This is a genomic window from Streptoverticillium reticulum (assembly GCF_047456005.1).
GTDB classification, from domain to species: Bacteria; Actinomycetota; Actinomycetes; order Streptomycetales; family Streptomycetaceae; genus Streptomyces; species Streptomyces reticulum.
In genome coordinates, this window is record NZ_CP179755.1 from 2741566 (window position 1) to 2766444 (window position 24879).

A 24879-nucleotide genomic window follows, 5' to 3' on the forward strand; every position below is an offset into this window, starting at 1 on the left:
CCGTCGGCGACACCCCCCAGGACGCCTCCAGAGCGCTGCTGCGCTCCCTGCTGGCCCCGGTCCGCGCCCGGGTGCGCACCGCGGCCGTCCTGCTGCTGCTCCAGCAGGCCGCGGTGCAGGCGGGACCGCTGCTCGTCGCGTACGCCATCGACCGGGCCGTGCCGGCCGTCCGCCGGCACGACTACGGGCCGCTCACCGCGGTCGCCGCCGGGTACGCGCTGTGCGCCGTGGCCTCCGGCCTGCTGCAGCTCGCCTTCGTGCGGCTGGGCGCCCGGATCGGCCAGGACGCCCTGCTGGAGCTGCGCGGCCGCCTCTACCGCCATGCGCAGTCCCTCAGCCTCGACTTCCACGAGCGCTACACCTCCGGCCGGCTGATCGCCCGCGCCACCACCGACGTCGAGTCGATCCGCGAACTGCTCAACGACGGCCTGCAGGAGCTGATGGGCGTCGCGCTGGCGGTGCTGTACGTCTCGGCGATGCTGCTGTACCTGGACCCGGGCATCGGCGCCGCCGCGCTGCTCTCCTTCGGGCCGCTGTCCGTGCTCGTGCGCTCCTACCGGCGACGCTCCGCGGTCGTCTACCGCAGGCGCTCCTCGGCCATGGCGGCGGTCATCGTGAAGTTCACCGAGACCATGAACGGCATCCGCCCGGTCCAGGCGTTCCGCCGCGAGGCCGCCAACGAGGCGCACTTCGCCGTGCTCAACGAGCGGCACATGGAGGGCAACGCCCAGTCGCTGCTGGAGATGGCCCGCTATGTGGTCTCGTCCCGGCTGGTGGCCAATGCGGTGCTGGCCGCGATCGTGGTGTGGGGCGCCTACCGGGTGGCCGAGGGCAGCCTGGGGCTGGGGGCGCTGGCGGCGGCGGTGCTGTACCTGCGGCGGCTGTACGACCCCATCGACCGGCTGGGGTCGTTCCTCAACTCCTGGCAGTCCGCGGCCGCTTCGCTGGAGAAGATCGCCGGGCTGCTGGCCCGGCGCCCCTCCGTCCCCGAGCCGGCCGAGCCCGTACCGCTGCCCGGGCGGCCGGCCGGCAGCCCCGGCCGCGAGGTGGTCTTCGAGGGGGTGCGCTTCGCGTACCGCGCCGGGGTGGAGGTGCTGCCGCGCCTCGACCTGACGCTGAGCGCCGGGGAGACGGTCGCGGTCGTCGGGTCGACGGGCGCCGGGAAGTCCACCCTCGCCAAGCTGCTGGCCCGCTTCTACGACCCCACCGAGGGCCGGGTGCTGCTCGACGGGGTGCCGCTCAGCGCACTGTCCGGGCAGGAACTGCGGCGCGGTGTGGTGATGGTGACGCAGGAGGCCTTCCTGTTCTCCGGCACGGTCGCCGACAACATCGCCATCGGCCGGCCCGGCGCCACGGACGCGGAGATCGAGCAGGCGGCACGGGCCATCGGCGCGCACGACTTCATCGCCGCCCTGCCCGACGGCTACGCCACGGACGTCCGCAAGCGCGGCGGCCGCATCTCGGCGGGCCAGCGCCAGCTGGTGGGCTTCGCCCGCGCCCTGCTCGCCGACCCGGCGGTGCTGATCCTCGACGAGGCGACGTCCTCCCTGGACATCCCGGGCGAGCGGGCGGTGCAGCAGGCGATGGCCACGGTGCTGTGCGGCCGCACGGCGGTGGTGATCGCGCACCGGCTGTCGACGGTGGAGATCGCGGACCGGGTGCTGGTGATGGACGGCGGACGGGTGGTGGAGGACGGCGCACCGGCCGAACTGGTGGCGGGGGCGGGGCGGTTCGCGGACCTCCACAAGGCGTGGCGCGAGAGCCTGGTGTAGGGCAACGGAATGGTGCCCCGCACCATGGCACCCCGAAGGGCCGCGGGGAACTGCGCGCTCAGCCACGGCGCTCCCGCAGTCGAAGGACCCGGGGCTGCGCCCCGAACCCTCGGGCGTCGTGCGTCGACTGCAGGCCGGTGGGGGCTTGTCGCGCAGTTCCCCGCGCCCCTTACGGGGCACCATGGTCGCGCCCACGCGGCGGAGCCGCATATCGGCACAGCCCCGCGCCCCTTCGGGGCGCTTCCCGTTATGCGGACGGCGCCCCTCGGCCAACGAACATTTTCCGGCCAACTTCTTGACCCGCCCCTGACACTTCCTTGGTTGCGGTGGCACTCTCACCTCAACTGGCGCGGGCCACCCCCACATCCCCACTCCGGCCCGCGGCCGATCGAACCTCTCTCCATGCCCATCGGCTGAAGGAGATCAGAGTGAGATCCACCCCCCATCGGCGCGCCGTCGCCACCGGCGCCCTGGTAGCCGTGACGGCGATGCTCGCCGTCGGAGTACAGACCGGTTCCGCCACCGCCCGCCCGGAGCCCGGCGGCCAGAAGGCCGCCAAGGCCGACGCCGGCGCCGTCCCGGCCCGGCTGTCGCCCTCCCAGCGCGCGGAGCTGATACGCAACGCCACCGCGACCCGGGCGCGGACCGCCCGTACCCTCGGCCTCGGCGCCGGGGAACAGCTGGTCGTCAAGGACGTCGCCCGGGACACCGACGGCACGCTGCACACCCGCTACGAGCGCACCTACGACGGCCTGCCCGTCCTCGGCGGCGACCTCGTCGTGGACGCGACGTCCGGCGGGAAGGTCACCACCGTCGCCAAGGCCAACAAGGCCCGCATGGCCGTGGCGACGACCACACCCTCCTTCGCCGCCTCCGCCGCCGAGCAGGACGCGGTCAGGTCCGCGGCGGCGCAGGGCTCGAAGGCCACCCGGGCCGACCGGGCCCCGCGCAAGGTGATCTGGGCGGGGCACGGCACCCCGGTCCTCGCCTACGAGACCGTCGTCGGCGGCCTCCAGGAGGACGGCACCCCCAACCAGCTGCACGTCATCACGGACGCGCGCACCGGCAAGAAGCTCTTCGAGTACCAGGGCGTCAAGACCGGCACCGGCAACACCCAGTACAGCGGCCAGGTCACCCTGGGCACCTCGCAGTCGGGCGGCCAGTACCAGCTCAACGACGCCTCGCGCGGCGGCCACAAGACCTACAACCTGGGCCACGGGTCGAGCGGCACCGGCACGCTGTTCACAAGCTCCAGCGACGTCTGGGGCGACGGCACCGTCAACGACCCCGCCACGGCCGGTGCCGACGCGCACTACGGCGCCCAACTGACCTGGGACTACTACAAGAACGTGCACGGCCGCAGCGGCATCCGCGGCGACGGCGTGGGCGCCTACAGCCGGGTCCACTACGGCAACAGCTACGTCAACGCCTTCTGGGACGACGGCTGCTTCTGCATGACCTACGGCGACGGCTCCGGCGACACGCACCCGCTCACCGCCATCGACGTGGCCGCGCACGAGATGACGCACGGCGTCACCGCCGCCACCGCCAACCTCACCTACAGCGGAGAGTCCGGCGGCCTCAACGAGGCCACCTCGGACATGATGGCCATCGCCGTCAAGTGGTGGGCCGCCAACCCCGCCGATCCGGGCGACTACATGATCGGCAAGAAGATCGACATCAACGGCAACGGCACCCCGCTGCGCTACATGGACCAGCCGAGCAAGGACGGCAGTTCCAAGGACAGCTGGTACTCCGGCCTCGGCAACATCGACGTGCACTATTCCTCCGGCCCGGCCAACCACTGGTTCTACCTGGCCTCCGAGGGCAGCGGCCCGAAGGACATCAACGGCACCCACTACGACAGCCCGACCTCCGACGGCCTGCCGGTCACCCCGATCGGCCGGGAGAACGTCGCCAAGGTCTGGTACAAGGCGCTCACCGAGCGCATGACGTCCACCACCGACTACGCGGCCGCACGCGACGCCACGCTGTGGGCGGCGGGCCAGCTCTTCGGCGTCGGCAGCGACACGTACAACAACGTGGGCAACGCGTGGGCCGGCATCAACGTCGGCGGCCGGCTCTCCAACGGCGTCTCGGTCACCAGCCCCGGCGACCAGACCAGCGTCGTGAACACGGCGGTCTCGCTGCAGATCAAGGCGAGCAGTTCCACGGCCGGTTCGCTGTCCTACACGGCGACCGGGCTGCCGGCCGGCCTGTCGATCAACGCGTCGACCGGTCTGATCACGGGGACGCCGACCACCGTCGGCAACAGCGCGGTGACCGTGACCGTGAAGGACGCGTCCGGCAAGACCGGCACGGTCTCCTTCACCTGGACGGTGAACACCGCGGACGGCGGCGGCACGGTCTTCGAGAACACCACACCGGTCGCCATCCCGGACGCGGGCCCGGCCGTCACCTCGCCGATCACGGTGACGCGCACCGGCAACGGCCCGAAGGCGCTCAAGGCGACCGTCAACATCACGCACACGTACCGGGGCGACCTGCAGATCGACCTCGTCGCACCGAACGGCAAGACGTGGCGGCTGAAGAACTCGGACCCGTGGGACTCCGCGGCGGACGTCAAGCAGACGTACACGGTGGACGCTTCCGCTGTACCGGCGAAGGGCACCTGGAAGCTGCAGGTGCAGGACATGTACGCAGCCGACACCGGCACCGTCAACAGCTGGCGGCTGACCTTCGGGTGAGCCGGCAGCGCCGCCTGGGCGAGGGCAACCCGCTCAGGCGGCACCGCCGAAGGTCACCTCATGAGCACCCCGCCGTCCTCGCCGGAGGCCTCGGCCGGGACCGCCACCAAGCCCATCTCCGCCCCGCCGGCGAGCAGCCGGTGCGCCGGCAGGATGCGCACCGTGTAGCCGAACGGGCCGGTGCGGTCGAAGGTCAGCGGGCCTTCGTAGAGACGGCGCCCGTCCAGGCCCGCCGCCCCCGTCGGCTTCAGCGGGAACGTGGCCGGAGCGGTCAGCCGGTCCGCCGGGTCCACCCGGCCCGCAACGGCCTGCACCTCCACGTCGGACGGCTCCAGCTCCCCCAGCCGGACGCTCACCCGCAGGGACACCGTCGCCCCCAGCTCGGCCGTGCCGTTCAGCGGGGAGTCCGTCACCGCCTCCACGTGGTCGACGGCCACCCCGGACCACCCGGCGCGGACCCGCGCCTTCCAGGCGGACAACTCGGCGGCGGCGGACGGGTTCAGCGCCCGCTGGGCCTCGGCGGCCGGACCGTAGAGCTCCTCCACGTACTCGCGCACCATGCGCCCGGCCAGCACCTTCGGGCCGAGGGTCGCCAGGGTCCGGCGGACCATCTCGATCCAGCGGACCGGCAGCCCGCCCGGACCCCGGTCGTAGAAGCACGGCGTCACCTGCTGCGCCAGCAGCTCGTACAGCGCGGCCGCCTCCAGGTCGTCGCGGCGGTCCTCGTCCGTGCCGGAGCCGTCCGCGGTGGGGATGGCCCAGCCGAAGTCCGGGTCGAACCACTCGTCCCACCAGCCGTCCAGGACGGACAGGTTGAGACAGCCGTTGAGCGCGGCCTTCATCCCGGAGGTGCCGCAGGCCTCCAGCGGGCGCAGCGGGTTGTTGAGCCACACGTCGCAGCCGGGGTAGAGCTTCTGCGCCATGGCCATGCCGTAGTCCGGGAGGAAGACGATGCGGTGGCGCACCCGCGGGTCGTCGGCGAACCGGACGAGCTCCTGGACCAGCCGCTTGCCGCTGTCGTCGGCGGGGTGGGCCTTGCCCGCGACGACGATCTGCACGGGGCGCTCGGGGTGCAGCAGCAGCTCCATCAGCCGGTCGCGGTCGCGGAGCATGAGGGTGAGGCGCTTGTAGGACGGCACCCGCCGGGCGAAGCCGATGGTGAGGACGTCGGGGTCCAGCACGCCGTCGATCCAGCCGAGTTCGGCGGTGCCCGCGCCGCGCTCGCGCCAGGAGGCGCGCAGCCGCTCGCGCACCTCCTCCACCAGCTGCTCGCGCAGGGTGCGCCGCAGCTGCCAGATGTCGTCGTCGGAGATCTCGGCGACGGAGTCCCAGCGTTCGACGCCGCCGACGCTCAACGCCTCCTCGGCGCGGCCGATGCCGACGCGGCGGGCGCCCAGCCGGAAGACCTCGGGGGCGACCCAGGTGGGCGCGTGGACGCCGTTGGTGACGGAGGTGATCGGCACCTCCTCGGCGTCGAAGCCCGGCCAGAGCCCGGCGAACATCTCGCGGCTCACCTGGCCGTGCAGGGTGGAGACGCCGTTGGCGCGCTGCGCCAGGCGTAGGCCCATGACGGCCATGTTGAAGAGGTTGGACTCGCCGCCGGGGTAGGTCTCCAGGCCGAGGGCGAGGATGCGTCCGGCGTCGATGCCGGGCAGTTCGCCGTCGTCGCCGAAGTGGCGGCCGACCAGTTCGCGGTCGAAGCGGTCGATGCCGGCGGGCACGGGGGTGTGCGTGGTGAAGACGGCACCGGCCCGCACGCTTTCGAGCGCGGCGTCGAACTCCACGCCCTGACTGGTGAGTTCGCGGATGCGCTCCAGGCCGAGGAAGCCGGCGTGGCCCTCGTTGGTGTGGAAGACCTCGGGGGCCGGGTGGCCGGTGAGCCGACAGTACGCCCGGACCGCCCGCACGCCGCCGATGCCCAGCAGCATCTCCTGCAGCAGCCGGTGCTCGCTGCCGCCGCCGTAGAGCCGGTCGGTGACGTCGCGCTCGCCGGGGGCGTTCTCCTCGACGTCCGAGTCGAGCAGCAGCAGCGGCACCCGGCCGACCTGCGCCTGCCAGATGTGGGCGAGCAGGCGCCGGCCGCCGGGCAGGGTGAGGGTGACCCTGCTGGGGGTGCCGTCGGGCTCGCGGAGCACGGCCAGCGGGAGCTCGTTGGGATCGAGCAGGGGGTAGTGCTCCTGCTGCCAGCCCTCGCGGGAGAGGGACTGCCGGAAGTAGCCGTGCCGGTAGAGCAGTCCGACGCCGATGAGGGGAACTCCCAGGTCGCTGGCGGCCTTCAGGTGGTCGCCGGCCAGGATGCCGAGCCCGCCGCTGTACTGCGGGAGGGCGGCGGTGATGCCGAACTCGGGAGAGAAGTAGGCGACGGCGGCGGGCAGTCCCGCCGGCTGTTCCTGGTACCAGCGGCGGCCGGTGACGTAGTCCTGCAGGTCGTCGGCGGCGGCCGCGAGGCGCCGCCGGAAGCGGCGGTCCCCGGAGAGGGCCGCGAGGCGGTCGGCGGAGAGGGCGCCGAGCAGGCGCAGCGGATCTCCGCCCGCCGCACGCCAGCCCTCGGGGTCGGCGGACTGGAAGAGTTCGCGCGTCTCGGCATGCCAGGACCAGCGCAGATTGCGCGCCAGTTCGCTGAGCGGTCGTAGGGGCTCCGGAAGGACGGGGCGCACGCTGAATCGACGAATGGCCTTCACTCCCCCGACGGTAGCGCCGCACCGCCCGGCGGCAGGGCCCAAGCCGCCAAGTACCCTCGTCCGCCTGACCGCACCCGAGTCCGTGCGGGGGGTTTGCGTCCAGTAAGAAAGTACTAGGCAAAAATACGCCGCGCGTACATCACCAGGGTCTAAGGCCAACGGGCGCTACGGCCTTCGAAGGTGAAGCCGGGGAGCGTTCCCTCATTTGGCTGCCGGAAGCCTCCTTTCGTCACATTGCACACGGTCGGCCCAGCGAGCAGACTCCGTACGGGTGACGGGGGTCCGGCCACCCTCCCCACACGGTGCCACGCGAACTACGCACGAGTAGTTCATACGGACCCGGCATGCAGGGCGGGGGCCGGTGGGAAAGCTCATCCGTATCCACGGGCGGCCGTCCGTCGCCTTTACTCCAGCTACGTCAGCGCGTTGTCTCCGCCCACCCGAGTGAACGCGGACAGGAGCACTCATGCCCGCACTCCGCCGACGGCCGGCGAAACGGCTAGAAAGAACAGCGTCCGGATCCGCCCATTCCCCTTCCACCGGCGTCGAATTCCCAGGTGATCCCATGATCGGCCGTATTCCCGTCCTCGACCTCGCGCCGCTCGTCGACTGCGGCCGGCGACCGGTCAAGGCCGTGGTGGGAGAGACCTTCGAGGTGACCGCCACGGTGTTCCGCGAGGGGCACGACGCGGTGGGGGCGAACGTGGTGCTGCGGGACGCCCAGGGCCGCAGCGGGCCGTGGACGCCGATGCGGGAGCTGGGCCCGGGCAGCGACCGGTGGGGCGCGGAGGTCACCCCCGACGGCGAGGGCCGCTGGACGTACGCGGTGGAGGCCTGGAGCGACCCGGTGGCGACCTGGCGGCACCACGCGCAGATCAAGATCCCGGCCGGGATCGACACGGACCTGGTGCTGGAGGAGGGCGCCCGGCTGCACGAACGGGCCGCCGCCGGAGTGCCGAAGAAGAGCGGCCGCGAGGCGGTGCTGAGCGCGGTGGACGCCCTGCGCGACCGCGGCCGGCGCCCCGCCGACCGGCTCACCGCCGCCCTGGCCCCCGGGGTCACGGCCGCGCTGGCCGCGTGGCCGCTGCGCGAACTGGTCACCGTCAGCAGGCCCGTTCCGGTGCTGGTGGAGCGCGAGCGGGCGCTGTTCGGCGCGTGGTACGAGATGTTCCCGCGCTCGGAGGGCGCAGTGGTGGCGGAGGGCAGCCGGCCCCGCAGCGGCACGTTCCGCACGGCCGCCGAACGGCTGCCGGCAATCGCCGCGATGGGCTTCGACGTCGTCTACCTCCCCCCGGTCCACCCCATCGGCACCTCGTTCCGCAAGGGCCCCAACAATGCGCTCACCGCGGGCCCTTGGGACGTCGGAAGCCCCTGGGCCATCGGCTCCCCGGAGGGCGGGCACGACGCGCTGCACCCGGACCTGGGCACCTTCGAGGACTTCGCGCATTTCGTGTCCCGGGCGCGCGAGCTGCGCATGGAGGTGGCGCTCGACTTCGCGCTGCAGTGCTCGCCCGACCACCCCTGGGTGGGCAAGCACCCGGAATGGTTCCACCACCGGGCCGACGGCTCCATCGCCTATGCCGAGAATCCGCCGAAGAAATACCAGGACATCTACCCCCTGGCCTTCGACGCGGACCCGGAGGGGCTGACCCGGGAGACCCTGCGCGTCCTGCGCTTCTGGATGGAGCGCGGGATCCGCATCTTCCGCGTCGACAATCCGCACACGAAACCCGTGGCGTTCTGGGAGCGCGTGATCGCGGAGATCGGGCGCACGGATCCCGATGTCGTCTTTCTCGCCGAGGCGTTCACCCGGCCCGCGATGATGCGCACCCTGGGCGCGATCGGCTTCCAGCAGTCGTACACCTACTTCACCTGGCGCAACACCAAGCACGAGATCACGGAGTACCTGACCGAACTCTCCGGTGAATCGGCCGCATTCATGCGCCCGAACCTGTTCGTGAACACCCCCGACATCCTGCACGCCCATCTCCAGGGCGGCGGCCGGCCCGCTTTCGCGGCACGCGCGGTGCTGGCGGCGACGCTGAGCCCGTCCTGGGGCGTCTACGCGGGATTCGAGCTGTGCGAGAACACGCCGGTGCGCGAGGGCAGCGAGGAGTACCTCGACTCCGAGAAGTACCAACTGCGGCCGCGCGACTGGGAGAAGGCCGAGCGCGAAGGGCGCAGCCTCGCCCCGCTGCTCACCGCCCTCAACCGGCTGAGGCGCCGTCACCCGGCCCTGCGCGGGCTACGCAATCTACGCTTCCACGGCACCGACAACGATGCCGTGATCGCCTATTCCAAGCGCTCCGGCAGCTCGTGCGTCCTGGCGGTCGTCAACCTCGACCCCCACCACACCCAGGAGGCGACGGTCTCGTTGAACATGCCGGAACTCGGCCTCGAATGGGGCGAGTCCGCGCCGGTGCGCGACGAGCTCACCGGAGAGACCTATCACTGGGGCAGGGACAACTATGTGCGCCTCGAGCCGGGCCGTGCAATGGCGCCTGCGCACGTGTTCTCGCTGCGACCGTCCTCACCGATCGGAGGGTCACCCACACCATGATCGTCAATGAGCCCGTCCAGGACACGTTCGAGGACACCCCCGCGAAGGACCGGGATCCCGACTGGTTCAAGCGCGCCGTCTTCTACGAGGTGCTCGTACGCTCGTTCCAGGACAGCGACGGTGACGGCATCGGCGACCTCAAGGGAATCACCGCCAAACTGGACTACCTGCAGTGGCTGGGCGTCGACTGCCTCTGGCTGCCGCCGTTCTTCCAGTCGCCGCTGCGGGACGGCGGCTACGACGTCTCCGACTACACGTCGGTGCTCCCGGAGTTCGGCGACCTGGCCGATTTCGTGGAGTTCGTGGACGCGGCGCACCAGCGCGGGATGCGCGTCATCATCGACTTTGTCATGAACCATACGAGCGATCAGCACGACTGGTTCCAGCAGTCGCGCTCCGATCCCGAGGGCCCCTACGGCGACTACTACATGTGGGCCGACGACGACAAGCAGTACCCGGACGCGCGCATCATCTTCGTCGACACCGAGACGTCGAACTGGACCTTCGACCCGGTGCGCAAGCAGTACTACTGGCACCGCTTCTTCTCCCACCAGCCGGACCTCAACTACGAGAACCCGGCCGTGCAGGAGGAGATCCTGGCCGCCCTGCGGTTCTGGCTGGACCTCGGCATCGACGGCTTCCGGCTGGACGCCGTGCCGTATCTGTTCGCCCAGGAAGGCACCAACTGCGAGAACCTTCCGCAGTCGCACCAATTCCTCAAGCGCGTACGGGCGGAGATCGACGCGCACTACCCGGACACGGTGCTGCTGGCGGAGGCCAACCAGTGGCCCGAGGACGTCGTCGACTACTTCGGCTCCTTCGAGAACGGCGGCGACGAATGCCACATGGCGTTCCACTTCCCCGTGATGCCGCGCATCTTCATGGCGGTGCGGCGGGAGTCGCGCTACCCCGTCTCCGAAATCCTGGCCAAGACCCCGGCGATCCCGTCCGGCTGCCAGTGGGGCATCTTCCTGCGCAACCACGACGAGCTCACGCTCGAAATGGTCACGGACGAAGAGCGCGACTACATGTGGGCGGAGTACGCCAAGGATCCGCGGATGCGGGCCAATATCGGCATCCGCCGCCGACTGGCCCCGCTGCTCGACAACGACCGCAACCAGATCGAGCTGTTCACCGCACTGCTGCTGTCCCTGCCGGGGTCGCCGATCCTGTACTACGGCGACGAGATCGGCATGGGCGACAACATCTGGCTCGGCGACCGGGACGCGGTGCGCACGCCGATGCAGTGGACGCCGGACCGCAACGCGGGCTTCTCCTCGTGCGACCCGGGCCGGCTCTACCTGCCGACGATCATGGACCCGGTCTACGGCTACCAGGTGACGAACGTGGAGGCGGCCATGTCCTCCCCGTCCTCGCTGCTGCACTGGACGCGCCGGATGATCGAGATCCGCAAGCAGAACCCGGCGTTCGGCCTCGGCTCCTACACGGAGCTGCAGTCGAGCAACCCGGCGGTGCTGGCCTTCCTGCGCGAGCACGGTGACGACCTGGTCCTGTGCGTGAACAATTTCTCCCGCTTCGCACAGCCGACCGAGCTGGACCTGCGGGCGTTCAACACCCGGCACCCGGTCGAGCTGATCGGCGGCGTCCGCTTCCCCGCCATCGGCGAACTGCCGTACCTGCTGACCCTCGCAGGCCACGGCTTCTACTGGTTCCGTCTGCGCCGCAACACCCCGGCCGCGGTCGTCGGCCACTGAACCACCCCTGTGCGCGGCCCGACCGCGCACAGGCGTTTTCCCGCTCCGACCCTGGGAACCCCTACTACTACGCACGGGCCGGGCCGAAGAGATCGCATCCGCACACACGGGCCGTAGTCGCTGACCGTACGGACGATCCTCGCCCGACACGTCCCGCACCGCGCACTGGACAAAGCCGCAATCCGGGACACTTTGCCCAATCTGTCGTGTGCCCGGGGAAAGGACGCGACGTCATGTCGGACGCACCCAGGCCCCTGGCGGGGGGCCCTCGGGGAGTGGCAGCCCCTGCCGAGGTCCCCGCGGGACCGCGCAGCCCGTCACGCGCGCCTCGGGAAGGCGCGGCACCCCCCGAGAACCCGCAACCGGGCGCCGCGGCAGGCGTGCCCCGGGGAGACACGGCAGCACCGGGCGGGCATCCGCCGACGCCCGCTGCACCCCAGCAGACCGGATCCGCGGAGTGCAGTCGGCCGGGGGCGGACCCCGGTGGCCCGGCGGTGCCGCCACCGGTTCCCGGTGCGGCACAGCCCGCCGGGCCCACCCGGGAGGATGGCAACTGCCCCGAGGGGCAGCCCCATACGGACGCCGGGACCACCGCATCCACCGCGGCGGCAGAAGAAGCCCCGCAGCCGGCACCGTGGTCGCCGCGGGCTGCCGCTCCGGCGGACGGCTCCCGCGAGACGGCCGGGCAGCCCGGCGCCGCGGGGCCCGGGCTGGTCGTCTCGCTGGCCCCGCTCCTGCGGGAATGGCTGCCGCGGCAGCGGTGGTTCGCGGGGAAGGGGCGGCCCATCACCGGGTTCGCCCTGGTGTCCGCCACCGAACTGCTGCCCCGGACCCGCGGCGGGACGGCCCCGGGGCTGCTGCACCTGCTCGTCCGGGCCCGGCAGCCCGCGGCCCCCGGCCAGGGCCGCGGCACCGAGGACTGCTACCAACTGCTGCTCGGCGTCCAGGACGTGCTGCCCCCGCAGCTGGCCCCCGCCCTCATCGGGCGTCCGGCCGACGGGCCCCTGCACGGCTGCACCCTCTACGAGGGGCTCGCCGACCCCCGGCTCGCCGCGCTCCTGCTGGAACGGCTCCGGATGCCCGGCCGGCTCGGCCCGCTCCGTTTCAGCCGCGAAGCGGACGCGGACATCCCGTCCGGTCTCACCCCCCGCCTGCTGGGCGCCGAACAGTCCAACTCCTCGGCCGTGTACGGCGAAACGTATATCCTCAAGCTCTTCCGCCGGGTCGGCCCCGGCACCAACCCCGACCTCGAACTCCCCCGTGCACTCGCGAACACCGGCTGCTCGCGCGTCCCCGCGCCCGTCGCCTGGTTCGAGGCCGAACCGCCCGGCCGGTCCGGCGCCGAGCCGATGACCCTGGGCGTGCTCCAGCCCTACCTCCCCGGCTCCGCCGACGGCTGGCAACTGGCCCTCGGCGCCCTGGCCGTGCGCGCCGACTTCACCGCCTCCGCGCGCGCCCTCGGCCACGCCACGGCCGAGGTGCACCTGGCCCTGGCCGAGGCCCTGCCCACCGTCGTGCTGCGCCGCCCGCAGCTCGAACGCCTCGCCTCCGCCATGACCCGGCGCCTGGACGCCGCCGCCGACGCCGTGCCCGCGCTGCGCCCGTACCGGAACGCCCTGCGCGCCGCCTACGAGGAACTCGCCGCGCTCGGCCGGGCCGGACGCACCTGGCACGCCCAGCGCATCCACGGCGACCTGCACCTCGGCCAGGCGCTGCGCACCGCGGCGGACGGCCGCTGGTCGCTCATCGACTTCGAGGGCGAACCCGCCCGACCGCTGGCCGAGCGGCGCCGGCCGCAGCCGGTCGCCCGGGACGTCGCGGGCATGCTGCGCTCCTTCGACTACGCGGCGGCCGTCGGCCACGCGACCGGCACCGACTGGGCGCAGCGCGCCCGCGACGCCTTCTGCGAGGGCTACGCCGCCGTCCACCACGACCCCCGCGAGGACCCCCGGCTGCTGCGGGCCCACGAGACCGACAAGGCCGTCTACGAGGTGCTGTACGAGGCCCGGCACCGCCCGGACTGGCTGTCCGTCCCGATGTCCGCGATCCACCGCCTCGCCGGGGCGCCGTCCGGCCGCCGCGCCCCGGGCCCGAACCCCGTCTGACCGCGCACCCCCTGGGAGGACCACCCCGTGACCGCACGACCCCCGTCCGGCCCCGTCCCCTGCGACTCCGCCGGGGTCCCCGTCCCGGCGACGTTCCTGCCGGCCCGGTCCGGCGCCGTACCGAGGCCCTCGCGGGCGGCGGAGCCGGATCCGGGTCCGGCTCCCGTTCCCGGTCCGGACCCGGGTCCCGACGGACCCCCGGCGCACCCGGAGCCGGCGGCACCGGCTCCGGTACCGGCCCCGCCCCCTCCCCCGCGCCGGGCCCCCACAACTCCCGTCGTCCGCCGCCCGGTTGCCCCCCGCCCGGGGGCGACCCCCGGCGGCACCCGGCCCGCCGACCCCCTGCCCGACGCCGACCGCGCCCGCCTGCTGCACGGCGCGCATCACGACCCGCACGCCCTGCTGGGCGCCCACCACGTGCCCGGCGGCGTCCTCTTCCGCGCCCTGCGCCCCTGCGCGCACGCGGTGGCGGTCACCGCCAAAGGACTCCGGGCGGAGCTGTTCGACGACGGGGACGGGCTGTTCTCCGGCGTCCTGCCGCTCAGCGAGGTCCCCGACTACCGGCTCCTGGTCGTCTACGACGAGGCCGACGACACCGAACTCCACGACCCGTACCGCTTCCTGCCCGCCCTCGGCGAGCTCGACCTGCACCTGATCGGCGAGGGCCGGCACGAGGAGCTGTGGCGGGCGCTCGGCGCGCTCCCGATGGTGCACGAGGGCGTGAGCGGCACGCGGTTCACGGTGTGGGCGCCCAATGCACAGGGCGTGCGCGTGGCGGGCGACTTCAACTTCTGGGACGCCACCGGGCATCCCATGCGCTCGCTCGGCGCGACCGGCGTGTGGGAACTGTTCCTGCCCGGCGTCGGGGAGGGCGCACTCTACAAGTTCCAGATCGTCCGCCCCGACGGCTCGCACACACTGCGCGCCGACCCCATGGCCCGGCGCACCGAGGCCCCGCCCGCCACCGCGTCCGTCGTGCACGTCTCCCACCACCGCTGGCAGGACGGCGCCTGGATGGAGCGCCGCGGCGAACGGCCCGTCCACGAGGCCCCGTTCTCCGTCTACGAGGTGCACCTGCCGTCCTGGCGCCCCGGCCTCGGCTACCGGCAGCTGGCCGAACAGCTCCCCGCGTACGTCAAGGACCTCGGTTTCACGCACGTGGAGCTGCTGCCGGTGGCCGAGCACCCCTTCGGCGGCTCGTGGGGCTACCAGGTCACCGGCTTCTACGCCCCGACCGCCCGGCTGGGCACGCCCGACGACTTCAAGTACCTGGTGGACGCCCTGCACCGGGCGGGCATCGGGGTGCTCGTCGACTGGGTGCCCGCGCACTTCCCCAAGGACGACTGGGCACTGGCCGCCTTCGACGGCCGCCCGCTGTACGAGCCCCAGGATCCGGTGCGGGCGGCCCATCCCGACTGGGGGACGCTGGAGTTCGACTACGGGCGCAAGGAGGTCCGCAACTTCCTGGTGGCGAACGCGGTCTACTGGTGCGAGGAGTTCCACGTCGACGGCCTGCGCGTGGACGCCGTCGCCTCGATGCTCTACCTCGACTACTCCCGCGGGCCGGGCCAGTGGACCCCGAACGTCCACGGCGGCCGGGAGAACCTCGACGCGGTCGCCTTTCTCCAGGAGATGAACGCGACGGTCTACCGCCGCTGCCCCGGCGTCGTCACCGTCGCCGAGGAGTCCACCGCCTGGGACGGCGTCACCCGCGCCACCCACCACACGGGCCCCGGCGGCTTCGGCGGGCTGGGCTTCGGCCTGAAGTGGAACATGGGCTGGATGCACGACTCCCTGCAGTACATGGCCAAGGAGCCGGTGCACCGCAAGTACCACCACGGCGAGATGACCTTCGCGATGGTGTACGCGTACAGCGAGAACTACGTGCTGCCCATCTCGCACGACGAGGTGGTGCACGGCAAGCGCTCGCTGGTGTCCAAGATGCCGGGCGACTGGTGGCAGCAGCGCGCCGACCACCGCGCGTTCCTGGCCTTCATGTGGGCTCACCCCGGCAAACAACTGCTCTTCATGGGCCAGGAGTTCGCCCAGGGTGCGGAGTGGTCGGAGAGCCACGGCCCGGACTGGTGGCTGCTGGACCCCTCGTACGCGGCCGAGGCGGACCACCGAGGCGTACGGGACCTGGTGCGCGACCTCAACGGGCGGTACGCCGCCACACCCGCGCTGTGGCAACGGGACACCGTGCCGGACGGCTTCGAGTGGGTCGACGGCGATGCGGCCGAGGACAACGTCCTCGCCTTCCTGCGCTACGACGCCGAGCGCTCACCACTGCTGGCGGTCTGCAACTTCTCCCCGGTCGTCCGGCACGGCTACCGGCTGGGGGTGCCGGACGGGCACACGGCGTGGGAGGAGATCCTCAACACGGACGCGGTCCGGTACGGGGGGAGCGGGGTCGTCACCCCGGACCCGGTCAAGACGGAGGGGGTGCAGAGCCATGGGCGGTCGGTGAGCGTGGTGTTGGTGTTGCCGCCGTTGGGGACGGTGTGGTTGCGGCCGGGGTGACCCTGAACTTCCTTTGGCCATAGGCAGATTGACATGGTCTGCTGGGTGTAAAGTCGCCGTCAGCGCTTCGAGAGCGCCCCCCTTCACGAGGTCCCGTCATCGGGGCACCTGGCCCAGGGTGCCCCGCTTCTGGGCTCCCTCCGGCGCGGCCACCGGCCACGGCCGCAACCCGATGAAGGGGGGCGCCAGTGGGGCGTCACCGTAGGAAGCCACGTCACGAGCGGATTGCAGCAGTGATCCGGGAACTCTGGAGGTGGTGCACTGGACGGTGACTGTCAGTCCTCCGAACCACTGAGGACTGACAGTCAAGAAACCGTCTAGCTACGGTTCGCCCTCGCCTGCGGTGGCCGCCGTGGGCGGGGGCGTCTTTGTTGCGGTACCGCTGCTCCACGCTATCCCAGCCACCGCCCCGCACGCGAGCCCCTCCGCCCGGCCCCGTTCACCCTTTCGGGTGTACGTCAACGCCGTGCCGGCCCGCCCCCGCCCCTCCCGAATCGCGCGCGGCCAGCCGCGGGACCACACTTGCCGTCCCTGGCCGCTCGACCCGAAGGGAGCAGAGCGATGCGATTCACCCGACCACTTGCCGTCACCGCGGCCGCCGTGTGCGGCACGCTCGCGCTCGGCGCAGGCCCGGCCGTTGCCGCCACCGCGGCACAGGCGGTGCCCACCGCCGTGGCGAACGACCCCTGGCCTCCGGGTACAGGCGACGACGACTCGTCGACAACAGGTCTCGACGACGACAGCGCCCTGGACCAGTTCCTGAGTCAGTACCTCATCGATCCCGACGCCGCCATCGCGAGCGCCCTCGCAGGCTGAACGGCCGCTGCCGGGCCGGAACTTCGGCCCGGCAGCAACCGCCCCGCGCTCACCCGCCGTACGGACGGGTGATGATCTCCAGGGCGTGCCCGGCCGGATCCATGAAGTACAGGCCGCGGCCACCGTAGTTGTGGTTGATCTCGCCGGGCTGCTGGGCCCGCGGATCCGCGTAGTACGTGATCCCGGCGTCCTCGATCCGCGCAAAGGCCGCGTCGAACTCGTCGTCGGAGACGAGGAACGCGTAGTGCTGCATGACGATCGACTCCGCAGGAATGGAGGCGAAGTCCAGGGTGACCCCGTTGGCGGTGTCGACGGGAACGAACGGGCCCCAGGGAATGCCCACTTCAAGGCCCAGAATGTGCGCCAGGAATTCGGCGGACTCCCGGTTGTCCCGGGCGTGAACGATGGTGTGATTCAACTCGACTGACACGTGTGGAATGCCTCCGCAAGGCAATCTCACGGGCACCTCCATGCCTCACCCGGTCGGTGACCGACACGCGATGCCGTGCGGTGATCGTAACCGATCACCCCCCGACGTTGCGGATCATGCGCTGCAGGACGGTGAGCACGGCAGCGTACTCCTCGTCCGTGATGCCGTCGTGAACCTCCGAACGCGCCTGGGACATCAGCTCCTTGACCCGGGCCCTGGCCTCGGTGCCGGCCGCCGTGAGCGTGAGGCGGCCGGCGCCGTCGGCGACGAGCCAGCCGCGGTGCAGGAGGCTGTCGACGGCGTGGCCCATGTCGTCGGGGCCCACGCCGTACGGGAAGTCCTCCGACCGGACACAGAGCTCCTCGCGGGTGAGGCCGTGTTCGGCGCCGCCGATGTGGACGAGCGTCCACCACTGCGGCTGGGTGACGTCCACCCGGGCCAGCGCATTGCGGGCGTGCCGGAGCAGCGCCTGGGTGGTGGTCCAGGTCCAGTAGGCGGCCGGCTGCGCGGCCAGGGCGGGAACGTCGAGGTCTTCGGTGGTTCGGGTCGTCATGGCCCCGACGTTAGAAACTCAACCGAGGTTGAGGTCAAGGGCGCCTCTCTTGACTCCGCGCACGAGCGCGCGCAGCCCGACCCGCCCGGCGGTCGCGATGACGTGCGGGGTGTCGCTTTCACGCAAGTGGGCCACCCCGGCCACCCGGGCGATTTCTATGCAATCAGCCGTTTCCGTCGAGAAGGATGATTTTTGCCACCGGATATCCGACATGCTGCGCCTTCACAATTGTCGAGCGATGCTGCGCACAAGGTCTCGCGTCCCCTCGGGGGCGAGGGAGATCTCTTCCGTTCGTTCGAGGATAGCCCGGTAGTTCGCCAGATGGGTCTCCGCATCCAACAACGCATTGCCACCGGCTACATCGAGATGCACGGTGTCAAGCTGTGGAACCGGACCGAAGGCGTACTTGGTCGACATACCGGCATTGGGGAATCCCCCGACCGAAAACGGGATTGCCCTGATGGTGACGTTCTCCCGCTCCGACACCTCCAGGAGGTACTCGAGCTGGCCACGCGCCACCTTCGAGCCGCCGAACTCCATCCGCATGGCGCACTCATGAATCAAGAACGTGCAGGCCGGCGGGTTGTCCCGGTCCAGGACGTCGCGACGCCTCATCCGGTACGACAGCCTGCGCCGGAGTTCCACCGGATCGGGGGATGGAACGGCCGTCGAGAACACGGCCTTGGCGTAGTCCTCGGTCTGCAGAAGCCCCGGGACATGCATGATTTGGACCGAACGCAGCCCTGTGGCGTGGTGTTCGAGTTCCGCCAGATCGAGGGACCAGACGGAGACCTTCCCTCGGTACTCCTCCCACCACCCCTTGCCCCGCTCTTCCGCCATCGCGGCCAAGGCGTCGACGTAGCGCTGATCGGCGCAGGCATAGATGCGCGCCAGCGACCTGACGCGTTCCGCGCTCACCCCGAAGCGGCCCGCCTCGATGTTGCTGATACCCGTGCGGTTCGTACCCAGCTGCGCAGCCGCCTGCGGTGCGCTCATCCCGGCGCGCTCGCGCAGCTTGCGCAGCTCCGCACCGAGCCTCTGTTGCCGGGCAGTTGGCGCCGACCTCGGTGGCATGTCCGACCTCCCCTCCCTGGATGCACCTGATGTTGCCACGCACCAACAGGTTTGACGAATCGGTAGAACGAGTGCGACGAGTTGCCCTATGGTCGTCGCACACCGCGCTGCGGGCCCGGCGAGACCCGAAGTGCAGCCTGCCATTGCCCAGTTGAGGAACCCAAATGGTTGGCCAATGCCACGGACGGCAACCACGCGCGGGATGAACACACCCCCCTCCACCGGGAGACCGACCATGAGTACGGCAACACTCAGCACTCCCCCCACCGCAGAACCGTACGAGGCCGCGCACGCCTTCGAGTTGACCGCACCGGCAGCACCCACCACCGTCCGCGTGGCGAGGGAGTTCGTCACCGCCACCCTGGCCGCGACGGGCCACGAGCCCCTGGCCGAGAACGCCCGCATCTGCGTATCCGACACCGTCACGAACGTCGTCACCCACGCCCGCGTCCCCACCCTCACCGTCGAGGTGACCGCCCATGGCCACCGCATCGTCATCGCCGTCCGCGACAACGACCCGCGCCGCATGCCCTGGTCACGCCTTCCCGGCCCCGGTGACGAGAGCGGGCGCGGGCTGATGCTCGTGCGCTGCCTCTCCCACGCCTTCGGCGTCAGCTGGATCTGGGACGGACTCGAACTCGTGGGCAAGCAGGTCTGGTTCGAACTGCGCCCCTAGCGAGGCAGCACACCCTCACCCACAGGAGTGGAGCTGCGTTGCGCCTTGCCGCGCGCGGGGCAGACTCCGGGCCGACCCGTCCCCAACTCCTCTTCAGGAGCGCCGCCTTGAAGACCTTCCACCGCACCGTCGCCACAGCCACCGCGAGCGCCGTCCTTGCCCTCGGCGGCATCGCACTGGCCGCCCCCGCACAAGCCGCCGCTCCGGCAGCGCCGACCATTGCCAGCCCAGCTGACGACCACGGTGACGCCCACGGGGTCACCGACGTCCTCTTCGCTGTTCTCGCAGGCCTCCTGTCCGACCTTGCGGGCGACGTCTGACCACCCACCCCGCCTGATCGGCAACCGTCCGCTGCCCGGTACCGACTCCCGGGCAGCGGGACCGTCAAGCCCGAATCAAGCCGCATGCACCCCAAGGGACCGCAACACCCCGGGCGGCACATCAACCTGCTCCAGTTCGTCGGCCAGTCGCAGGGCATGGTCGGCAAGGATGAGATCGCGCGGCGCGGGAGGAACGTCATCGCCCAGGCCACGCAGGAAATCGGCGATCTTCGCCCAGGAGTAGAACACCGTCCCGCCGGTTTCTCCTTCCGGTTTCGGAAAGCCGCCGGGGCCGCGCTGGCCATGGGCAAGCTGCACCAGGGACCGGCGACTTCGCGAGCACCGCTGCGCGGCCTCTCCGAGAGTGACCAGGTCGTTGTGTTCGACCTGCACGGCGCGGAGGCCAGGGAGCTTACGGATCTCCTGGGCGGCCTCGGTGACAGCTTCGAGGAGTGTGGACGCCTCAATGTTGCACAGAACGGTGGAGGGGCCCGGGCCGCCGACGGTGTAGGACATGTCGCCCCGGGCGTAGAACAGATCATCCGAGGTGTCGAGTTGCTCGGTCTCGGCCTCAGTGATGTGTCGGTTCAGGACGAGTGTGAACTCCCAGGCGTTCATCCCTGTCTCCTCAATGCCTGTGTCTGCGGAGGATCTCGGCGATCCTCTTCGCCTCGGATGTACCGCGGCCCGAAGGGGCGCGGGGAACTGCGCGACCAGCCGTCGAAGGCCCGCAGTCGACGCACCACCCCGTGGTCCGGGGCGAAGCCCCGGGATCGGCGCCGCAGGTCATCTGCGGGCGCATCGTGGCTGGTCGCACCCACGCGGCGGAGCCGCATATTGTCACTGCCCCGCGCCCTTTACGGGGCGCTGCCGCACCCACGGGTGAAGATCCGCCGGACAGGCCCGGCCTTCCGGTGTCAGAAACCCTCCCTCCTCGCCGGCAAAAACGAGGATTTCTGACACCGGAGTGCCGAACTCCGGATCACTCAGGCCGCCACCCGCGCCGCGGCCGACGGCGCCGGCACCGCAGCCCCGGCCCCGTCCGCCGCCGCAGGCGCAGGCGCAGCCTGATCCGCCAGCACCCCCTCGTCGAACGGCAGCCGCCCCGCCAGTACTTCGCGGCACCGGTCCCCGTCGATCTCCTTCATCCACGTACCGATGAGGACCGTCGCCACCGCATTCCCCGCGAAGTTCGTCATCGCCCGTGCCTCGCTCATGAAGCGGTCGATGCCGACGATCAGGCCGACGCCGTCCACCAGGTCCGGGCGGTGCGACTGCAGGCCGCCCGCCAGTGTCGCCAGCCCCGCGCCCGTCACGCCCGCCGCGCCCTTCGAGGCGATCATCATGAACAGCAGCAGCGACGCCTGCTGGCCCAGCGACAGCGGCTTGCCCATCGCCTCCGCCACGAACAGCGACGACATCGTCAGGTAGATGGCCGTGCCGTCCAGGTTGAACGAGTAGCCCGTCGGGACCGTGATGCCGACGACCGGGCGGCTCACGCCCAGGTGTTCCATCTTGGCGATCAGGCGCGGCAGCGCCGACTCCGACGACGACGTCGACAGGATCAGGAGGAACTCCCTGCCCAGGTACTTCAGCAGGGCGAAGACGTTCACCCCGGCCACCACGCGCAGCAGTGTCCCCAGGACCACCACCACGAACAGCACGCACGTCACATAGAAGCCGATCATGATGACGGCCAGGGACTTCAGCGCATCCACACCCGTCGCCCCGACCACCGCCGCGATCGCCCCGAACGCGCCCACGGGAGCGGCCCACATGATCATCGCCAGCACCCGGAACACCAGCTTCTGGACGTGTCCGATGCCCCTCAGCAGCGGCTCGCCGCTCGTGCCCATCGCCTGCAGGGCGAAGCCCGTCAGCAGCGCCACCAGCAGCGTCTGGAGCACCTGGCCGCCGGTGAAGGCGGAGACCAGCGTGGTGGGGATGATGCCCAGCACGAAGTCCGCCGTCGACTCGCTCGCCCCCTTCGCCTGCGCCGCCCCCGCGTGCCGCAGGCTCTCGGTCAGGTGCAGGCCGCTGCCCGGCTCCAGGAGGTTGCCTACCAGGAGGCCGATCGCCAGGGCGATGGTGGACATGAGCACGAAGTAGCCCAGGGCCAGGCCGCCCACCGCGCCCACCTTCGCCGCCTTCCGTACCGAGCCGATGCCCAGCACGATCGTGCAGAAGATGACGGGCGAGATCATCATCTTGATCAGGTTCACGAAGCCCGTGCCCAGCGGTTTGAGCTGGACGGCCACGCCGGGTGCGGCGAAGCCGAGGACGATGCCCGCGAGCACCGCCGCGATCACCGCGAGGTAGAGGTAGTGGGTCCGGTCCCGGCGGCGCCCGGGGGTGTCCGGCGCCGGTGTCTGCGCTGCCATGGCCATGGGGGGTCTCCTCGCCATCGAGGTCGTGCTCGGTACGCGCCCCGCTCCCGCACGAGTGGGGCACCGCGAACTATGCATCGCGATGTGACCGTGGTCACGCTTCCGTGCATTACGTTCATGAACGCACCAGCGGGCAGAATTCCGGCCATGCGCAAACCCCGCATACGACGCCCCCGCAGTCTGGCGGGTCAGCTGTTCGCGATGCAGATCGTGCTGGTCGTCCTGGTGGTGGCCGGGTGCGCCGCGTTCGCCTACGTCTCCGACCACAACGAGGCCCAGGAGGCCGCCCGCCGCGAGGCGACGGCCGCGGCCACGGCCGTCGCCGCCTCGCCCGCCGTACGCTCGGCCGTACGGTCGCCGGATCCGGCGGCCGTCCTCCAGCCGTACGCGGAGCAGGTCCGGCACGAGACGGACGTCGACTTCGTGACGATCATGAGCCCGGGCGGCATCCGCTGGACGCACCCCGATCCGACCCGCATCGGCGAACGCTTCCTCGGCCATACCGGCCCCGCGCTGCAGGGGCGGACGTTCTCCGAGACGTACACCGGGACCCTGGGCCCGTCCGTGCGCGTCGTCACGCCCGTGCGGGACGCCGACGGCACGGTCACCGCGCTCGTCGCCGCGGGCATCACGGTCGACGCGATCAGCGCACAGGTGCGCCACCAGGTCATGGCCCTCACGGCGGTGGCCCTGCTCGTGCTCCTCCTCGGCGGCGTCGGGACGTACCTGCTCAACGGGCGGCTGCGGCGCCACACGCACGGCATGAACGCCACCGAGCTCAGCCATATGCACGACTACCACCAGGCCGCGCTGCACGCGGTGCGCGAGGGCCTGCTGATGCTGGACGGGCAACAGCGCATCGCGCTCGTCAACGACGGCGGGCGCGAACTGCTCGGCCTGCCGGGCGACTGCATCCACCGCCACGTCGGCGAGCTGGGGCTGCCCGCGTCCCTCACCGAGGCGCTGCTCGCCCCCGGCCCGCGCGTCGACGAAGTGCACCTGACCGCGGACCGGACGATCGTCCTCAACACGTCGCCGGTGTCCAGCGGCGAGCGCCGCGGCACCGTCGTCACCCTGCGCGACCACACCGAACTTCAGGCACTTTCGGGCGAATTGGACTCCGTGCGCGGCTTCGCCGAGGCGCTGCGCTCGCAGGCGCACGAGGCCGCGAACCGGCTGCACGCCGTGGTCTCGCTCATCGAACTCGGCCGCGCCGACGAGGCCGTGGAGTTCGCCACCGCCGAACTCGAGCTCGCCCAGGCCCTGACCGACCGCGTCGTGGAGGCCGTGGCCGAGCCCGTGCTCGCCGCGCTGCTGCTCGGCAAGGCCGCCCAGGCCAACGAGCAGGGCGTGGAGCTGGTGATGACGCCGGACACCAGGATCGACGACGGGCTGTTGCCGGCCGAGCTGCCCGCCCGTGACCTCGTCACCGTTCTCGGCAACCTGATCGACAACGCTGTCGACGCCGCCCGCGACGTCCGCGGGACCGGCCAGGTCACCGTCACCGTCCGGGCCGACGCACAGGCCGGCGAACTGCTGCTGCGCGTCGGCGACTCGGGGCCGGGCGTGGCCCCCGACGCCGTGGCCGAGGTGTTCCGGCGCGGCTGGTCCACCAAGACGCCGGCCGGCCCGGACCGCGGCGGCGCCCACGGCCGCGGGCTCGGGCTCGCCCTCGTCCAGCAGGCCGCCCGCCGCAACGGCGGCACGGTCGGGCTCGGCCGGTCCCCGTCCGGCGGCGCCGAGTTCACCGTCCGGCTGCCGCTGCGCCGGGCCGACCGCCCCCGGAACGACACCGCCGCAGACGACCCCACAGGAGCACGCGCATGAGCACAGCCCAGCCGACCCCGAGCCCCGCGCCCGTCCCGCCCGGCGCCGCCATCAAGGTCCTCGTCGTCGAGGACGACCCCCTCGCCGCGGACGCGCACGCGCTGTACGTGAGCCGGGTGCCCGGCTTCAGCGTGGCCGGCGTGGTGCACTCGCGGAACGACGCCTCGCAGTTCCTCAAACGGACGGCGGTCGACCTGCTGCTCCTCGACCTCTACCTGCCCGACGGGCACGGCCTCCAGCTCGTCCGCTCGCTGCGCAGCGCGGGCCACGGCGCGGACGTCATAGCCGTGACGTCCGCCCGCGACCTGGCCGTGGTGCGGGAGGGCGTGTCCCTGGGGGTCGTGCAGTACGTGCTCAAGCCGTTCACCTTCGCCACGCTGCGGGACCGGCTCGGCCGGTACGCGGAGTTCCGCACGGCCGTGGGCGAGGCGAGCGGGCAGGAGGAGGTGGACCGCGCGCTGGCCGTGCTGCGCGCCCCGCAGCCCGCCGCGCTCCCCAAGGGCCTCTCCGTGGACACCCTGAACACGGTCACCGAGGCGCTGCGGAAGGCCGACGCCGAGGGCGTCTCCGCGGGGGCGGTCGCCGAGGCGGTGGGCGCCTCGCGGATCACGGCGCGCCGCTATCTGGAGTACCTGGTGGAATCCGGGCGGGCGGCCCGCGCACCGCAATACGGGCAGGTCGGGCGCCCGGAGCTGCTGTACCGGTGGCTGAGCCGGGGCTGACCGACGCGTGCGC

The 24879-nt window shown here is 71.7% G+C and carries 17 protein-coding genes and 1 pseudogene; 11 read left to right on the top strand and 7 right to left on the bottom strand.

From position 1 onward, the window contains the following. Positions 1-14 precede the first annotated feature (14 nt). Positions 15-1772, top strand: a pseudogene (locus ACMATS_RS12185) (ABC transporter ATP-binding protein); the annotation flags it as partial. Positions 1773-2200: 428 nt separating this feature from the next. After that, the gene (locus tag ACMATS_RS12190) at positions 2201-4480 is read left to right on the top strand and encodes a M4 family metallopeptidase (RefSeq protein ID WP_414167902.1); all 2280 of its coding nucleotides are present in this window, start codon (positions 2201-2203) and stop codon (positions 4478-4480) included. A 53-nt stretch (positions 4481-4533) separates the two neighbouring features. On the opposite strand, the gene glgP is transcribed toward ACMATS_RS12190, so the two are convergent. Beyond that, the gene (glgP, locus tag ACMATS_RS12195; RefSeq protein ID WP_414167903.1) at positions 4534-7161 is read right to left on the bottom strand and encodes an alpha-glucan family phosphorylase; all 2628 of its coding nucleotides are present in this window, start codon (positions 7159-7161) and stop codon (positions 4534-4536) included. Between the two features lie 565 nt (positions 7162-7726). Between glgP and ACMATS_RS12200 the strand changes: the two genes are divergently transcribed. The 5 genes from ACMATS_RS12200 to ACMATS_RS12220 all read left to right on the top strand — a co-directional run bounded on the left by ACMATS_RS12200 (position 7727) and on the right by ACMATS_RS12220 (position 16877). Then, positions 7727-9721, top strand: coding sequence for an alpha-1,4-glucan--maltose-1-phosphate maltosyltransferase (locus tag ACMATS_RS12200; protein ID WP_414167904.1), 1995 nt, complete (start codon positions 7727-7729; stop codon positions 9719-9721). Continuing rightward, positions 9718-11436, top strand: coding sequence for a maltose alpha-D-glucosyltransferase (gene treS, locus ACMATS_RS12205; RefSeq protein WP_390776623.1), 1719 nt, complete (start codon positions 9718-9720; stop codon positions 11434-11436). Before ACMATS_RS12200 ends, treS begins: the two co-directional genes overlap by 4 nt. A gap of 710 nt (positions 11437-12146) precedes the next feature. Next, on the top strand, positions 12147-13541 hold the full coding sequence (locus tag ACMATS_RS12210; protein WP_414170703.1) for a maltokinase N-terminal cap-like domain-containing protein: 1395 nt from the start codon (positions 12147-12149) through the stop codon (positions 13539-13541). A gap of 27 nt (positions 13542-13568) precedes the next feature. Continuing rightward, positions 13569-16061, top strand: a complete 2493-nt coding sequence (glgB, locus tag ACMATS_RS12215; protein ID WP_414167905.1) for a 1,4-alpha-glucan branching enzyme — start codon at positions 13569-13571, stop codon at positions 16059-16061. A gap of 561 nt (positions 16062-16622) precedes the next feature. Further along, positions 16623-16877 (top strand): hypothetical protein, encoded by a 255-nt coding sequence (locus tag ACMATS_RS12220; protein ID WP_414167906.1) that lies wholly within the window; start codon positions 16623-16625, stop codon positions 16875-16877. Between the two features lie 49 nt (positions 16878-16926). On the opposite strand, the gene ACMATS_RS12225 is transcribed toward ACMATS_RS12220, so the two are convergent. The 4 genes from ACMATS_RS12225 to ACMATS_RS12240 all read right to left on the bottom strand — a co-directional run bounded on the left by ACMATS_RS12225 (position 16927) and on the right by ACMATS_RS12240 (position 18934). After that, a complete protein-coding gene (locus tag ACMATS_RS12225; RefSeq protein WP_414167907.1) occupies positions 16927-17307 on the bottom strand; it encodes a VOC family protein in 381 nt (126 codons plus the stop codon). Between the two features lie 94 nt (positions 17308-17401). Continuing rightward, on the bottom strand, positions 17402-17860 hold the full coding sequence (locus tag ACMATS_RS12230; RefSeq protein ID WP_414167908.1) for a MarR family winged helix-turn-helix transcriptional regulator: 459 nt from the start codon (positions 17858-17860) through the stop codon (positions 17402-17404). Between the two features lie 18 nt (positions 17861-17878). Further along, complete coding sequence (locus tag ACMATS_RS12235) at positions 17879-18073, bottom strand: DUF397 domain-containing protein (protein ID WP_414167909.1); 195 nt, start codon at positions 18071-18073, stop codon at positions 17879-17881. Positions 18074-18082: 9 nt separating this feature from the next. Next, the gene (locus ACMATS_RS12240) at positions 18083-18934 is read right to left on the bottom strand and encodes a helix-turn-helix domain-containing protein (protein WP_414167910.1); all 852 of its coding nucleotides are present in this window, start codon (positions 18932-18934) and stop codon (positions 18083-18085) included. 235 nt (positions 18935-19169) lie between these two features. On the opposite strand from ACMATS_RS12240, the gene ACMATS_RS12245 reads away from it, so the two are divergent. After that, positions 19170-19610 (top strand): ATP-binding protein, encoded by a 441-nt coding sequence (locus ACMATS_RS12245; protein WP_414167911.1) that lies wholly within the window; start codon positions 19170-19172, stop codon positions 19608-19610. Between the two features lie 107 nt (positions 19611-19717). Further along, on the top strand, positions 19718-19930 hold the full coding sequence (locus tag ACMATS_RS12250) for a hypothetical protein (RefSeq protein ID WP_414167912.1): 213 nt from the start codon (positions 19718-19720) through the stop codon (positions 19928-19930). Between the two features lie 75 nt (positions 19931-20005). Here the strand turns inward: ACMATS_RS12250 and ACMATS_RS12255 are convergent, their stop codons facing one another. Then, positions 20006-20548, bottom strand: a complete 543-nt coding sequence (locus ACMATS_RS12255; RefSeq protein ID WP_414167913.1) for a hypothetical protein — start codon at positions 20546-20548, stop codon at positions 20006-20008. Between the two features lie 368 nt (positions 20549-20916). Continuing rightward, on the bottom strand, positions 20917-22311 hold the full coding sequence (locus tag ACMATS_RS12260; RefSeq protein ID WP_414170704.1) for a cation:dicarboxylate symporter family transporter: 1395 nt from the start codon (positions 22309-22311) through the stop codon (positions 20917-20919). Positions 22312-22464: 153 nt separating this feature from the next. Between ACMATS_RS12260 and ACMATS_RS12265 the strand changes: the two genes are divergently transcribed. Beyond that, the gene (locus ACMATS_RS12265; protein WP_414167914.1) at positions 22465-24144 is read left to right on the top strand and encodes an ATP-binding protein; all 1680 of its coding nucleotides are present in this window, start codon (positions 22465-22467) and stop codon (positions 24142-24144) included. Then, complete coding sequence (locus tag ACMATS_RS12270; RefSeq protein WP_414167915.1) at positions 24141-24866, top strand: response regulator; 726 nt, start codon at positions 24141-24143, stop codon at positions 24864-24866. Before ACMATS_RS12265 ends, ACMATS_RS12270 begins: the two co-directional genes overlap by 4 nt. Positions 24867-24879 lie beyond the last annotated feature (13 nt).

Coding starts and splice junctions, on each gene's coding strand:
- ACMATS_RS12200 (WP_414167904.1), top strand. CDS start 7,727: ATGATCGGCCGTATTCCCGTCCTCGACCTCGCGCCGCTCGTCGACTGC.
- treS (WP_390776623.1), top strand. CDS start 9,718: ATGATCGTCAATGAGCCCGTCCAGGACACGTTCGAGGACACCCCCGCG.
- ACMATS_RS12220 (WP_414167906.1), top strand. CDS start 16,623: ATGCGATTCACCCGACCACTTGCCGTCACCGCGGCCGCCGTGTGCGGC.
- ACMATS_RS12230 (WP_414167908.1), bottom strand. CDS start 17,860: ATGACGACCCGAACCACCGAAGACCTCGACGTTCCCGCCCTGGCCGCG.
- ACMATS_RS12235 (WP_414167909.1), bottom strand. CDS start 18,073: ATGTCGGATATCCGGTGGCAAAAATCATCCTTCTCGACGGAAACGGCT.
- ACMATS_RS12240 (WP_414167910.1), bottom strand. CDS start 18,934: ATGCCACCGAGGTCGGCGCCAACTGCCCGGCAACAGAGGCTCGGTGCG.
- ACMATS_RS12245 (WP_414167911.1), top strand. CDS start 19,170: ATGAGTACGGCAACACTCAGCACTCCCCCCACCGCAGAACCGTACGAG.
- ACMATS_RS12255 (WP_414167913.1), bottom strand. CDS start 20,548: ATGAACGCCTGGGAGTTCACACTCGTCCTGAACCGACACATCACTGAG.
- ACMATS_RS12260 (WP_414170704.1), bottom strand. CDS start 22,311: ATGGCAGCGCAGACACCGGCGCCGGACACCCCCGGGCGCCGCCGGGAC.
- ACMATS_RS12265 (WP_414167914.1), top strand. CDS start 22,465: ATGCGCAAACCCCGCATACGACGCCCCCGCAGTCTGGCGGGTCAGCTG.
- ACMATS_RS12270 (WP_414167915.1), top strand. CDS start 24,141: ATGAGCACAGCCCAGCCGACCCCGAGCCCCGCGCCCGTCCCGCCCGGC.